This window comes from Streptomyces sp. NPDC058683, assembly GCF_042716195.1.
In the GTDB taxonomy this organism is placed as follows: Bacteria; Actinomycetota; Actinomycetes; order Streptomycetales; family Streptomycetaceae; genus Streptomyces.
Window position 1 is genome coordinate 1 of the sequence record NZ_JBHXSK010000035.1, and the last position, 13,435, is coordinate 13,435.

At 71.9% G+C, this 13,435-nt stretch carries 13 protein-coding genes; 4 read left to right on the forward strand and 9 right to left on the reverse strand.

The window, feature by feature from the left end:
* Positions 1–103 precede the first annotated feature (103 nt).
* The 3 genes from rocD to ACFWXC_RS33200 form a co-directional block, all read right to left on the reverse strand.
* On the reverse strand, positions 104–1,324 hold the full coding sequence (gene rocD / locus ACFWXC_RS33190; protein WP_384484383.1) for an ornithine--oxo-acid transaminase: 1,221 nt from the start codon (positions 1,322–1,324) through the stop codon (positions 104–106).
* A gap of 19 nt (positions 1,325–1,343) precedes the next feature.
* Positions 1,344–2,153, reverse strand: a complete 810-nt coding sequence (gene ddaH, locus ACFWXC_RS33195) for a dimethylargininase (protein ID WP_384484385.1) — start codon at positions 2,151–2,153, stop codon at positions 1,344–1,346.
* Positions 2,154–2,297: 144 nt separating this feature from the next.
* Positions 2,298–2,783 (reverse strand): Lrp/AsnC family transcriptional regulator, encoded by a 486-nt coding sequence (locus tag ACFWXC_RS33200; RefSeq protein ID WP_351698356.1) that lies wholly within the window; start codon positions 2,781–2,783, stop codon positions 2,298–2,300.
* 120 nt (positions 2,784–2,903) lie between these two features.
* Between ACFWXC_RS33200 and ACFWXC_RS33205 the strand changes: the two genes are divergently transcribed.
* The 4 genes from ACFWXC_RS33205 to ACFWXC_RS33220 are packed head-to-tail and all read left to right on the forward strand — an operon-like array spanning position 2,904 to position 6,927.
* Complete coding sequence (locus ACFWXC_RS33205; RefSeq protein ID WP_384484388.1) at positions 2,904–3,653, forward strand: LytR/AlgR family response regulator transcription factor; 750 nt, start codon at positions 2,904–2,906, stop codon at positions 3,651–3,653.
* 2 nt (positions 3,654–3,655) lie between these two features.
* Positions 3,656–4,027 carry a hypothetical protein gene (locus ACFWXC_RS33210; protein ID WP_351698360.1) on the forward strand — a complete coding sequence of 124 codons (372 nt, stop codon included), beginning with the start codon at positions 3,656–3,658 and terminating at the stop codon, positions 4,025–4,027.
* A 9-nt stretch (positions 4,028–4,036) separates the two neighbouring features.
* On the forward strand, positions 4,037–5,749 hold the full coding sequence (locus tag ACFWXC_RS33215) for a cation acetate symporter (RefSeq protein ID WP_384484390.1): 1,713 nt from the start codon (positions 4,037–4,039) through the stop codon (positions 5,747–5,749).
* Positions 5,746–6,927 (forward strand): sensor histidine kinase, encoded by a 1,182-nt coding sequence (locus ACFWXC_RS33220; protein ID WP_384484392.1) that lies wholly within the window; start codon positions 5,746–5,748, stop codon positions 6,925–6,927. The genes ACFWXC_RS33215 and ACFWXC_RS33220 overlap by 4 nt, the downstream gene beginning before the upstream one ends.
* Positions 6,928–6,972: 45 nt before the next feature.
* On the opposite strand, the gene ACFWXC_RS33225 is transcribed toward ACFWXC_RS33220, so the two are convergent.
* From ACFWXC_RS33225 to ACFWXC_RS33250, 6 genes are all read right to left on the reverse strand, one after another.
* The gene (locus tag ACFWXC_RS33225) at positions 6,973–7,143 is read right to left on the reverse strand and encodes a hypothetical protein (RefSeq protein ID WP_351698366.1); all 171 of its coding nucleotides are present in this window, start codon (positions 7,141–7,143) and stop codon (positions 6,973–6,975) included.
* Positions 7,144–7,156: 13 nt separating this feature from the next.
* On the reverse strand, positions 7,157–8,947 hold the full coding sequence (locus ACFWXC_RS33230) for a protein kinase (protein ID WP_384484394.1): 1,791 nt from the start codon (positions 8,945–8,947) through the stop codon (positions 7,157–7,159).
* A gap of 22 nt (positions 8,948–8,969) precedes the next feature.
* On the reverse strand, positions 8,970–10,256 hold the full coding sequence (locus tag ACFWXC_RS33235) for a DUF6777 domain-containing protein (protein ID WP_384484396.1): 1,287 nt from the start codon (positions 10,254–10,256) through the stop codon (positions 8,970–8,972).
* 90 nt (positions 10,257–10,346) lie between these two features.
* Positions 10,347–11,297, reverse strand: a complete 951-nt coding sequence (locus ACFWXC_RS33240) for a cytochrome c oxidase assembly protein (protein ID WP_384484398.1) — start codon at positions 11,295–11,297, stop codon at positions 10,347–10,349.
* Between the two features lie 180 nt (positions 11,298–11,477).
* Positions 11,478–12,503, reverse strand: coding sequence for a 6-phosphofructokinase (locus ACFWXC_RS33245; RefSeq protein WP_384484400.1), 1,026 nt, complete (start codon positions 12,501–12,503; stop codon positions 11,478–11,480).
* 180 nt (positions 12,504–12,683) lie between these two features.
* Positions 12,684–13,412, reverse strand: coding sequence for a glutamine amidotransferase (locus ACFWXC_RS33250; RefSeq protein ID WP_351326522.1), 729 nt, complete (start codon positions 13,410–13,412; stop codon positions 12,684–12,686).
* Positions 13,413–13,435: the final 23 nt, after the last annotated feature.

Here is a 13,435-nt window from a genome sequence, read left to right on the forward strand (position 1 = left end):
TTTAATACCCCCCCGCCTCCGCGGGGGGGGCGGGGGGGCGGGGCGCGCCCCGCGGGCTGGGGGGGGGGGGGCCGCCGCCGGGGGGGGGGGCCCCACCCCTCGCTCAGACCGCCAGCACCTTCTCCAGCACCCCGAGCGCCGAGCGCAGTTCCTCCGCCGTGACGGTCAGCGGCGGGGCCAGCCGGATCGTCGAGCCGTGCGTGTCCTTGACCAGGATGCCCTCGCGCATCAGGCGTTCGCTGATCTCGCGCCCGGTGCCGATCGCCGGGTCCACGTCGACGCCGGCCCAGAGCCCGCGCGAGCGGAAGCCGACCACGCCCTTGCCGACCAGCTCCGCCAGACCGTCCCGCAGGACCACGCCCAGTTCGGCCGCCCTGCGCTGGAACTCGCCGCCCTCCAGCAGTTCGACCACGGCCGTGCCGACCGCGGCGGCGAGCGGGTTGCCGCCGAACGTCGAGCCGTGCTCGCCCGGCCGCAGCACACCCAGCACCTCGCGCCGGGCCACCACCGCCGACACCGGCACGATCCCGCCGCCCAGCGCCTTGCCGAGCAGCACGACGTCCGGGACGACGTCCTCGTGGTCGACGGCGAGAGTACGGCCGGTGCGGCCGAGGCCGGACTGGATCTCGTCGGCCACGAAGAGGCAGCCCGCCCGCCGGGTCAGTTCGCGGACCCCGGTCAGATAGCCGTCGTCGGGGATCACGACCCCGGCCTCGCCCTGGATCGGCTCGATCAGCACGGCCGCCGTCGTCTCATCGACCGCCGCCTCCAGGGCCGCCAGGTCGTTGTACGGCACGATCCGGAAGCCCGGCGTGAACGGGCCGAAGCCGGCCCGGGCGGTCTCGTCCGTGGAGAAGCTGACGATCGTGGTCGTACGGCCGTGGAAGTTGTCCGCCGCGACGACGATCGTGGCCCGGTCGGCCGGGACGCCCTTCACGTCGTAGGCCCATTTGCGGGCCACCTTGATCCCGCTCTCCACCGCCTCGGCGCCGGTGTTCATCGGCAGCACCATGTCCAGGCCGGTCAGCCCGGCCAGGCGCTCGGCGAACTCCGCGAGCCGGTCGTTGTGGAAGGCGCGGGAGGTGAGGGTCAGCCGGTCCAGCTGGCGGTGGGCGGCCTCGATCAGGGCCGGGTGGCGGTGGCCGAAGTTGAGGGCCGAGTAGCCGGCCAGCATGTCGAGATAGCGGCGGCCCTCGACGTCCTCCACCCAGGCGCCCTCGGCGCGGGCGACGACCACGGGCAGCGGGTGGTAGTTGTGGGCGAGGACCGGCTCCTCGGCCTCGATCAGTTCGGCGGAGGTACGGGTGTGCGCGGGTGCGGTCATCGGTGACTCTCCTCGTACCTCAGCGGATTTCCTGGGTGCAGCACTTGATGCCGCCGCCGGCCTTGTGGAACTCCGACAGGTCGACGGGGACCGGTTCGTAGCCCTGGTCGGCGAGCCGGGCGGCGAGCGCCTCGGCCTGCGGTGCGATGAAGACCCGGCGGCCGTCGGAGACGGAGTTCAGCCCCCAGGCCATGGCGTCGTCGCGGGTGGCGAGCACCGCGTCCGGGTACAGGCGGCGCAGCACCTCGCGGCTGCCGCTGGAGAAGGCCTCGGGGTAGTAGACGATGTTCTGGTCGTCCAGGACGAACAGCGCGGTGTCCAGGTGGTAGAAGTACGGGTCCACCAGGGTCAGGCTGATCACCGGGTGGCCGAAGAACTCCTGTGCCTCCCGGTGCGCCTCCCGGGTGGTGCGGAACCCGGTGCCGGCGAGCAGGTACCGGCCCGTCCAGACCAGGTCGCCCTCGCCCTCGACCACCGAGCCCGGGCGGTGCACGTCGTAGCCGGCGGTCTTGAACCAGAGGTCGTAGTGGGAGGACTCGGGGCGCCGCTCGGGCGCGTGGAACAGGGAGCCGAAGACACGGCCGCCGACGACGACCGCCGAGTTCGCGGCGAAGACCATGTCGGGCAGGCCGGGGACCGGCTCCAGACGGTCGACGCTGTGGCCATGGGCACGGTAGGCGCTGATGAGCGCGGTCCACTGCTCATGGGCCAGGTCGACGTCGATCCTGGTGTCGGGGTTCATCCAGGGATTGATCGCGTACTGCACGGCGAAGTGTCTGGGTTCGCAGACGAGGAAGCGCCGGACGCGCGGCACACGGCTTTCGGACACAGAGGTGTTCCTCCGCTTTCCTGCGGTGTCGACGAGGGTTGACACCAAGGTAGAAAGCGTCGGATACGGGCGACAAGCAATTAATGTTGCGTGTCCGCGCAGGATTGCTGCGTCTCTGATCAGGCAAACGCAGCATCGGTGCGTTTACTCAGGGGCCGCGTGTGTCGCACCCGCCTCGGGGCTCTCCGGGAGCAGATGCGACAGCACCATCACACTGATCGTCTTCCGGATGAAGGGCTCCACCCGGATCCGCTCCAGCACCTCCTCGAAGTGGTCCACGTCCCGGGCGCGGACATGCAGCAGGGCGTCCGCGCCGCCGGTCACCGTCATGGCGGCGGTGATCTCCGGATGGTTGCGGACCACCTCGGCGAGCCGCCTGGGCGGCGCCGCGCCCTCGCAGTACACCTCGACATACGCCTCGGTACGCCAGCCGAGGGCCGACGGCTTCACGGTCGCCGTGAACCCGGTGATCACTCCGGTCTCGCGCAGCCGGTCGACCCGCCGTTTCACGGCCGTCGCGGAGAGCCCGACGGCCGCGCCGATCTCGGCGAAACTGGTCCGCGCGTTCGCCATCAAAGCGGTGGTGATCTTCCGGTCGAGATCGTCGAAGGGGGCGGTGCCGCTGTTCATGTCCGCACTGTATCCACGGGGAAAGACACTTCAGGCACGCCACTTCATGCGGGCCGTCCGGCACGAACGTCCACGTCCGGCACATGTCCAGCGCCCCGGTCCGCCGCCTACACTCCGTTCATGCTGCGCGCCCTCGCCGTCGACGACGAACGCCCCTCGCTGGAGGAGCTCCTCTATCTGCTGAACGCCGATCCGCGCATCGGCAGCGTCGAGGGCGCCGGGGACGCCACCGAGGCACTGCGCCGCATCACCCGCGCCCTGGAGTCCGGACCCCACGGTCCCGAGGCCATCGACGTCGTCTTCCTGGACGTCCAGATGCCCGGCCTGGACGGCCTGGAGATGGCCCGGCTGCTCACCGGCTTCGCCCGGCCCCCGCTGGTCGTGTTCGTCACCGCCCACGAGGACTTCGCCGTAAGGGCCTTCGATCTCAAGGCGGTCGACTACATCCTCAAGCCGGTACGGAAGGAACGCCTGGCGGAGGCGGTACGACGGGTCGCCGAACGGCGCGGCGCCGCACCGCACATACCCGTGCACGAACCCGACCCGGACCACCTGCCGGTCGAACTCGGCGGTGTCACACGGTTCGTGGCCGTGGACGACATCACCCATGTGGAGGCCCAGGGCGACTACGCCCGCCTGCACACCGTGCGCGGCAGCCACCTCGTGCGCATCCCGCTCTCCACCCTGGAGGACCGCTGGCGCTCCCGCGGCTTCGTCCGCATCCACCGCCGCCACCTGGTCGCCCTCCGTCACATCGGCGAACTCCGCCTGGACGCGGGCACGGTGAGCGTCCTGGTCGGCGGCGAGGAACTCCAGGTCAGCCGGCGCCACGCCCGCGAACTGCGGGACCTGCTGATGCGGAGGGTCTGACGGTGCCCACCGACCCCGCCGAACGCCGGGTCACCGTCACCGGCCCGCCCCGCCGCAGCCGCCGTACCTCCGGCTACTACCGGCCGCGCACCGAGATCGACGAACAGACCACCCTCGGCCACACCTACGTCCGCTCCCTCATGCGCTCCCAACTCCGCGTCGCCGTGGTCGTGTTCGCGGTCCTCGTGCTGCTCGTCGGCCCGCTTCCGCTGGTGTTCGCGGCCGCCCCGCAGGCCCGCCGCCTGGAGTGGCTGGTGCTCGGCTTCTGCCTGTACGCCCCGCTGATCCTGCTGGCCCGCTGGTACGTGCGCCGCGCCGAACGCAACGAGGAGGACTTCGTCCGCCTCGTCGAGGACCATGAACTCCCTTCGTGACGAGGCCCGATGAACTCCGGTTACGCCGTCCCGGCCGTCGCCCTCGTGGTCGTGACGACCGTCCTCGTCGGCGCCTTCGGCCTGCGCATATCCCGTACCACGTCCGACTTCTACGTCGCCTCGCGCACCGTCGGCCCACGGCTCAACGCGGCCGCGATCAGCGGCGAGTACCTCTCCGCCGCCTCCTTCCTGGGCATCGCCGGACTGGTCCTGGTGCAGGGCCCGGACATGCTCTGGTACCCGGTCGGCTACACCGCCGGCTATCTGGTCCTCCTCCTGTTCGTCGCCGCCCCGCTGCGCCGCTCCGGCGCCTACACGCTCCCCGACTTCGCCGAGGCACGGCTCGCCTCGCAGGCGGTACGGCGGCTGGCCGGGGCGTTCGTCGTCGGCGTCGGCTGGCTCTATCTGCTGCCCCAACTCCAGGGAGCAGGGCTGACGTTGGCGGTGCTCACCGGGGCCCCGGACGCACTGGGCGGGCTGATCGTGGCCGTGGTCGTGGTGGCCACCGTCGCCGCCGGCGGCATGCGCAGCATCACCTTCGTGCAGGCCTTCCAGTACTGGCTGAAACTCACCGCCCTGCTCGTCCCGGCCCTCTTCCTCGTCCTCGCCTGGCAGGGCGCCGGCGCCCCCACCCACGCCTTCGACGAACCGGCCGCCTTCCGCGAACAGCGCACCGTCGGTGTCCAGGACACCCTCGACCTCAAGCTCGACCGCCCCCTCACCGTCACCATCACCGGGACCGTCGACGGCCGCCCGCACCAGGACACCAGGGTCACCCTCCCCGAGGGCACCCACCGGATCACCGCCGGCACCCGTCTGACCTTCGCCAAGGGCACCCGGGTGCCCGCCACCGACCGGGGCACCAACGGCGGGATGTCCACCTCGCTCGCCGAGAGCCGCGAGGAACGCCCGCTGTACGCCACGTACGGGCTGATCCTCGCCACCTTCCTCGGCACCATGGGCCTGCCGCACGTCGTCGTCCGCTTCTACACCAGCCCGCACGGCGTCGCCGCCCGCCGCACCACGGTCGCCGTGCTCGCCCTGATCGGCCTCTTCTACCTGCTGCCGCCCGTCTACGGCGCCCTCGGCCGGCTCTACACCCCCGAACTCACCCTCACGGGCAACGCGGACGCGGCCGTCCTGCTGCTGCCGGACCGGGTCATCGGCGGCCCCGGCGGCGATCTCCTCGGCGCCCTGGTGGCGGGCGGTGCCTTCGCCGCGTTCCTCTCCACCGCCTCCGGACTGACCATGGCGGTCGCCGGAGTCCTCACCCAGGACGTCCTCCCGTCGCGCGGGGTACGGCACTTCAGACTCGGAACCCTGCTGGCCATGGCCGTACCGCTCGTCGCCAGCGTGCTCGTCGGCGGGCTGCCGGCCGCGGACGCGGTGGGGCTCGCCTTCGCGGTGTCCGCCTCCTCCTTCTGCCCGCTGCTGGTCCTAGGCATCTGGTGGCGGCGGCTGACCCCGCCCGGCGCGGCCGCCGGGATGCTGGTCGGGGGCGGCTCGGCGTTCTGCGCGGTGGCCGCGACGATGGCCGACTTCCCGGGCACCGGGAACCTGCACGCCCTGCTCGCCTGGCCCGCCCTGTGGTCGGTGCCGCTGGGCTTCCTCACCATGATCCTGGTGTCCCTGGCGACGCCGGGCCGGGTCCCGCCGGGAACGGCCGCGATCCTGGCCCGCTTCCACCTCCCCGAGGAACTGCGCGCGCAGGTGAAGGCGTGACCGGGTTCCTGGCCGGCCTCCTGGTGGCCGTGCTCCCGCTGCTGGCCGCCGGCTTCTGGCTGGGCCGCCGCACCGCACGCCCCGAGAGCCTCGGCGGTCTCGGCACCCCCGTCGAGCACGCCACCTTCGAGACCCTGCACACCGCCTCCCTCGCCGCACCCCCGCTGCGCGCGGGCCTGACCGAGGAGACCGCCCGCCGCTCGGCCCGCCGGCTGCGCACCCTGCTCGGCACCGACGCCCTCTGCCTCACCGACCACGACAACCTGCTGGTCTGGGACGGCGTCGGCGACCACCACCGCACCGAGATCATGGAACGCCTCGCCGGACCACTGGAGTCCGGCCGCGGCGAGGCCTTCCGCCTGCACTGCGAGGCACCCGACTGCCCGGTCCGCTGGGCCGTCGTCGCCCCGCTCACCGTCGACGACCGCGTCCACGGCACCCTGGTCGCCTGCGCCCCGCGCGAGTCCGCCGTCCTGGTCCGCGCGGCCGGCGAGGTCGCCCGCTGGGTGAGCGTCCAGCTGGAGCTGGCCGACCTGGACCGCTCCCGCACCCGGCTCATCGAGGCCGAGATCCGCGCCCTGCGCGCCCAGATCTCCCCGCACTTCATCTTCAACTCGCTCGCGGTGATCGCCTCGTTCGTGCGCACCGACCCCGAGCGCGCCCGCGAACTGCTCCTGGAGTTCGCCGACTTCACCCGCTACTCGTTCCGCAGGCACGGCGACTTCACCACCCTCGCCGACGAACTCCACGCCATCGACCACTACCTGGCGCTCGTCCGGGCCCGCTTCGGCGACCGCCTCACGGTCACCCTCCAGATCGCCCCCGAGGTACTCCCCGTCACCCTGCCCTTCCTCTGCCTCCAGCCCCTGGTCGAGAACGCCGTCAAGCACGGCCTGGAGGGCAAGACCGGCACCTGTCACATCCAGATCACCGCGCAGGACGAGGGCGCCGAGGCCCTGGTCGTCATCGAGGACGACGGCACCGGCATGGACCCCGGTCTGCTGCGCCGGATCCTCGCCGGCGAGACCAGCCCCTCCGGCGGCATCGGCCTGTCCAACGTCGACGACCGGCTGCGCCAGGTCTACGGCGACGACCACGGCCTCGTCATCGAGACCGCCCCCGGCGCGGGCATGAAGATCACCGCCCGGCTGCCCAAGTACCAGCCCGGGGTGCACTAGGCGCCGCACATTCAATGCGGCACCACGCCCCTTCGGGGAGCTGCGTCAGTTGCTCTGGGTGACCACCATCGCGAGGGTCAGCAGCCCCAGTACCACCCACCCGAACCAGAGCCAGCCGTTGCTGCCGAGCGCCACCGTGTAGGCCGTCACCACCACGAGTCCGCCGACGGTGAGGACCCCCATCGCCTTGGTGGAACCGTTCGTAGAACCGGGCATCGCGACACCCTCCTCATGGTCCGACTCCCTCCATGGTGCCCCCGTTCTGCCTCCGTACGGTACAGATGACGAAATGCGCCCCTGTCTTCCACATCCCCTCACTGGTCCAGGAGGCCGCCTGATACACGGAAGGATCGAATCCGTACTGCCGTGGCGGCACGTCCCGGGCGCAGGCCGCGTCCGACTCCGTCCGCGCCCGCGCCAGGGTCACGCCGGCGCCGAGCCGGGTGAACCCCAGCACCTCCTGGTCGTGCGCCCCCGAGCACGGCACCAGCAGCGCGTCCCGCGCCGAGGGCACCCGCAGACAGTCCCGCTTCTGCATGGTGGCGGTGTCCGCGAACGCGGTGCCCGCCGTGCGATGTCCGTCCAGCGGCCCGTACACCGGCCCGTGCGCCCCCAGCACCAGACACGCGACCCGCCCCCCGGCCGTCTCCAGGCCCTTCCCGGTCGGTACGACGGCCAGGGACCGCACATCCGCGAGTTTCCCGCGCAGCCCCGCGGTCCGCTCCTCGCACCCGGCCGGCCCCTGCTCGCGCGCCTCGGCGGCGGACGCCACGGGCACGAAGGCCACCACCTGACCGTCCGGCGCCCGGTCCGCGCAGGTCGGATCGAGACTGAGCCCGGGGGTCCCCGTGAAACGCACCCCGCCGGGCCAGTCGGCGAGGACACAGTCGCCGTCCTTGAGGGGGCGCGAAAGCCCCACCGCGCTGCCGTACGGCAGGCCGGCCGTGCCACCGGGCTGGTGCGCGGTCGCCCACCAGACCCCGCCCAGGGCGAGCACCAGGCCCAGGGCGACGGCGAGGGCGCCCCGCAGAGCGCGGGGGAGCGGCCGCCGACGGTGACCGGGCGGCCGTTCCGGGCCCACGCCCGCACCGGCACCTTCGCCCCAGGGCGGCACGGAACCCGGCTCGGTACGGGCCCGTGCGTACGCCTCCGCCTGCGAGGTCACGACCAGCGACAGCGCGGCCTCCGCCGCCACCGCGGGGATCCGCCGGGCCGGATCCTTGGCGAGCAGCGCGAGCATCACGGGGGCCAGCGCGCCCGCCCGCACCGGCGGATCCGGTTCCTCCATCACCACGGCGGTGATCTCCGAGAGCTGCGAACCCCGCTCGAACGGCCCGCGCCCCTCCACCGCGTGGTACAGCGTGCACCCCAGCGAGAACAGATCGGCGGCCGGCGTCGGCGGCCCGCCCGTGGCCCGCTCGGGCGCCAGATACCCGGCCGTCCCGACCAGCCCCGACGCCAGCGTGTACCGGGTCTCCCCGGTGTCCGGCTGTACCGAGATGCCGTAGTCCGTCAGCAGCACCCGGGCGTTCGGCGCCCCGGTGCGGTCGGGTGCGAGCAGGATGTTCGCCGGTTTCACGTCCCGGTGCAGCACCCCCCGCTCATGGCCGGCGGTCAGCGCGTCGAGGACGGCGAGACCGACCCGGGCACACTCGGCGGGCGGCAGCGGCCCGTCCCGCTCCACCAGGTCCCGCAGGTCGACCGCGCCCGGCACGTACTCCATGACGATCCACGGCAGACCGTCGTGCTCCAGCACGTCGTGCACGGTCACCACATGCGGATGCCCGCGCAGCCCGGCCGCGTGCCGCGCCTCCGCCCGGGCCCGCGCCACCCGCGCCGTACGCTCCGGCTCGTCCTCCGTCTCGCGCAGGACCAGCTCCTTGAGAGCGACCTCGCACTCCAGTCTCCGGTCGTGAGCGAGCCAGACATGGCCCATACCGCCGCTGCCCAGCCGGTTCAGCAGCACGTACCGGCCGGCGACGACCCGGCCCACTCCCGACGTCGGTGATCCATGAGGCATCCGGTCACTCCCGGGTTCGGCGTTACATCATCGTGCTCGCGCCGGTCTCGCCTGCCGTCGACGCCGGGCCGCCGCTCGCCGGTTCGCTCGTCACGGGTGCGGGGGACGGGGCCGAGCCGCTGACGGCCGGGGACGAGCCGGGCGGGTCCGGCGGGGCGCCGTCGGTCGAGTGCGTGACGTCGGGCGGAGCGGCGCCGGAAGGCGTACCGGGGTCCGAGAAGGGTGACGAGGGCGGGGCGGACGACGGCGCCCTGGACGACGGCTCCTGGGACGACGGCTCGTGGGACGCCGGCGGTACGACCGAGGAGGACGCCCCGGACGACGACGGCGCGGACGGTGGCGGGACCGGCGGAGATCCCGACCCGGCGGAGGAAGCCGCCCCGCTGCCGCTGCTGTCGCTGCCGTCGGCGACGCGCAGCGTCACATATTCGCCGAACCGCAGCTCCGTCCCCGCCACCGGATCCGACGCCAGCACCCGGGCGTCGTCGGGCGGCAGTCCCGCACCGTCGTAGGCGACCGCCAGCCCGGCGTCCGACAGCCGCCGGCTCGCCTCCCCGAAGGACGTCCCGGCGACCTCGGGCACCGCATGCCGCTCGCCGGTGCGGAAGACGGCGTCCTGCGCGCCCGTCGTCCCGACCGGCCGCTCGATACCGCGTCCCGGGTCGGCGACATCGACGAGGGCGAGTCGCTCCAGCGGGCGCGAGGCGGGTCGTACGGCGGTCACCTGGGCGCGGTCGTAGCCGCGCCACTTGCTGTTGCCGTGGTCGAACTCGACCTTTATCCGGCCGGTGTCCCCTGCGAAGGGCCGCAGTGGATTTCCGCACGAGCACTTCACGGCGGGCTGTCCCCGCCGGTCGACGAGCACGGCGATTCCGGATTGGAGGAGAGAGGCGAAAGGCGTGGCGGTGCCGCTCTTGTAATCGTGGTTCTCCACGAGGGTGTCGTGACGCAGGAGTACGGGAGTGAGCCGGTCGAGATAATCCGGAATCTGTTCGGTGCCGATTCCGAAGACACCGGCCCACGCCTGTGCCTTGCGGTGGTTCGCGGGATCGGTGAGGAATTCCTTCAGTTTCTCGACGTCACAGATCGTCGGCTGCCGGGTGCCGCCGTACAGACCGGGCGAGTCCCCTTGCTGCAGGCTGCCGTGCACCGGCAGCGAACGGACCCGGGCGTCATGGCCGAGCCCCTTGTTCTCGTCGAAGAAAGGGTGCAGCGCCGGCACCCCGGCGGCGACCGCCTTGACGACGGACAGCGGCGAACTCCGCCCGCATCCGCCGAGCAGCAATACCGGAACAAGAACACCGAGCACGCAGGCCCTGTGCAAAAAAGCGCGAAGTGTCATCACCGCTCCCCCCGGCGGTTTTCCCATCGCGCTTTATGCTACTGAATGGAGAGCCTTTCAGCCCTCGCGTGCGTTCAGTGAGGCCAAATAGGCGTTGTAGGCCTCAAGTTCCTTGTCGCCGTCCCGGTCCGCGGCCCGGTCCGAGCGCCGGGCCTGCCGCTGCTCGGAGCTGTACCACTGGAACAGCAGGGCGATCAGCACCAGCACGGACGGGACTTCACTGAACGCCCAGGCGATACCGCCGGCCGCGTTCTGGTCGGAGAGCGCGTCGATGCCGAGCGAGGCGGGCGGATTCTTGAACGTCTCGACCATCGGCTCCGAGGCCATCATCAACGCGATGCCGAAGAACGCGTGGAACGGCATGCCCGCGAACAGCTCCAGCATCCGCATGAGATATCCCGGCCGGTTCGGCCCGGGGTCGACGCCGATGATCGGCCAGAAGAAGACCACACCGACGGCCAGGAAGTGCACCATCATCGCGATGTGCCCGGTCTTCGACCCCATCAGGAAGTCGAACAGCGGGGTGAAGTAGAGCGCGTAGAGGCTCGCGATGAACAGCGGGATCGTGAACGCGGGATGGGTGACGATCCGCATGTACCGGCTGTGCAGCAGGGCCAGCAACAGCTCACGCGGCCCCTTGCGCCCCTTCCCGGCGACGGGCAGCGCGCGCAGCGCGAGCGTGACCGGGGCGCCCAGCAGGATGAAGATGGGCGACAGCATGCTGATGACCATGTGCTGCACCATGTGCACGCTGAACATGACCATCCCGTAGTCGTTCAGCCCGGTGCACATCACGAGCATGATGGTCAGCACACCGACGACGAACGACACCGTACGTCCGACGGACCAGGCGTCCCCGCGCCGCCGCAGCCGCACCACACCCCACCCGTACAGCGCGAGCCCCGCGACACAGGCCACGAGAAAGAAGGGATCCGCCGACCACTCCAGCCCCCGCCCCAGCGTGAACGGCGGCAAGTCCATGGTCATGCCGTGCCCGCTGTGATCCATCCGGCGGCTCCTGATTCGTGGGGGGTTGTACGTTTACAGCCGACCCCAGACTAGAACCGCCTCCGAGCGCACTTGCGACCGGGGGCGCGTGTCCCTGCCCGAAGGGGCGCGGGGAACTGCGCGAGCAACCACACCCGACCCGCACCCGGCAACGGATCGGCACCCCCTACGGCGCTGCCCCTACAGCACGGTCTCCGCCTCGTCGTACCGCTCCGCGGGAACCGTCTTCAACGTCTCCACCGCCTCGGCGAGCGGCACCATCGCGATGTCCGTGCCCCGCAGCGCGGTCATGTGACCGAACTCCCCGCGATGCACGGCCTCCACCGCATGCCACCCGAACCGGGTGGCCAGCACCCGGTCGTACGCCGTCGGCGTCCCGCCCCGCTGCACATGTCCGAGGATGACCGGCCGCGCCTCCTTGCCGAGCCGCTGCTCCAGCTCGATGGAGAGCTGCCGGGCGATCCCGGCGAACCGCTCGTGGCCGTAGATGTCCTTGCCGCCCTCGTCGAAGGCCATCGTGCCCGCCTTCGGCTTGGCCCCCTCCGCCGCGACGACGATCGCGAACCGCTTCCCGGCCTCGAACCGCTCGCCGACCCTGCGGGCCAACTCCTCGATGTCGAAGGGGCGTTCCGGGACGACGATGGCGTGGGCGCCGGCCGCCATCCCGGAGTGCAGGGCGATCCAGCCGGTGTGCCGGCCCATGACCTCGACGACGAGGACCCGCTGGTGGGACTCGGCGGTGGTCTTGAGCCGGTCGAGGGCCTCGGTGGCCACGCCCACGGCCGTGTCGAAGCCGAAGGTGACGTCGGTGACAGCGATGTCGTTGTCGATGGTCTTCGGCACGCCGACGATCGGCAGGCCGGCGTCGGACATCAGCCGGGCCGCCTTCAGCGTGCCCTCACCGCCGATCGGGATGATCGCGTCGAGGCCGAGTTCGGCGACATGGCCCCTGGCCCGCTCCACGCCGTCCCGCAGGTGCGAGGGCTGGACCCGGGAGGAGCCGAGGATCGTGCCGCCGCGGGCCAGGATGCCGGCCACGGCGTCGAGGTCGAGCTTGAGATAGTCGCATTCCAGGAGGCCCTTCCAGCCGTCCCGGAAGCCGATGACCTCGTCGCCGTGGTCGGCGACGGCACGGTGCACGACGGACCGGATGACGGCGTTCAGGCCGGGGCAGTCGCCGCCGGACGTGAGGACACCAATGCGCATAGCCCGAAACAACCTTCTCCACGTGGGCCGAAGACCGGACCACGCTGTCCGGCTGTCATCGCCGTCACCCTACCGGCGGGAGGGGGTCTCGCCGTACCGGGCGTCCGCCTGCTGGACGCGCCCGCACATGTGAGCGGACACCCTGTCAGGCGGGCCCGGAATCCACCTCTCCGGTACAGCTCAGGCGGGCTGCTCGGCGGCCGCGATGCGCTCGGTGCGCAGCGCCTCGTACCACCGGTCGTCGATCGGCGGCAGCGCGTTCACGTCGAGTGCCAGCTTCAGCAGCAGGTCGGCGATGAGCGGGTTGCGGGCGAGCACCGGCCCGTGCATGTACGTGCCGAAGACGGTGTCGTTGTACGCGCCCTCGGTGCCGTCCCCGGTGCCGTTGCCCTTGCCCAGCCTGACCCGGGCGAGGGGGCGGGCGGTGGGACCGAGCTGGGTCACGCCCTGGTGGTTCTCGAAGCCGGTCAGCGGGGGCAGGCCGAGCCGCGGGTCGATGTCGCCGAGGACGTCCCCGACGCACCGCTCCCCGGTGCCGCGCACGGTCGTCACGTCGAGCAGGCCGAGGCCCGGCTCGCGCTGGCCCAGGTCGTTGATGAACTCGTGCCCGAGGATCTGGTAGCCGGCGCACACCGAGAACACGATCGCGCCGTTCTCCACGGCCCGGTACAGGTGCCCGTCGCGGCGCAGCCGCTCGGCGGCGAGCCGCTGCGGACGGTCCTCACCGCCTCCGATCAGGTAGATGTCGCCGGAGGTCGGGATCGGCTGGTCGCTGCGCACGTCGAGCCGGGCCACGTCGAGACCGCGCTGCCGCGCCCGGCGCTCCACGACGAGCGCGTTGCCCTGGTCGCCGTAGGTGCTGAGCAGGTCCGGGTAGATCCACACCAGCCGCAGTTGGTTGTCGCTCATCAATGATCGTCCTTTGGGGTCAG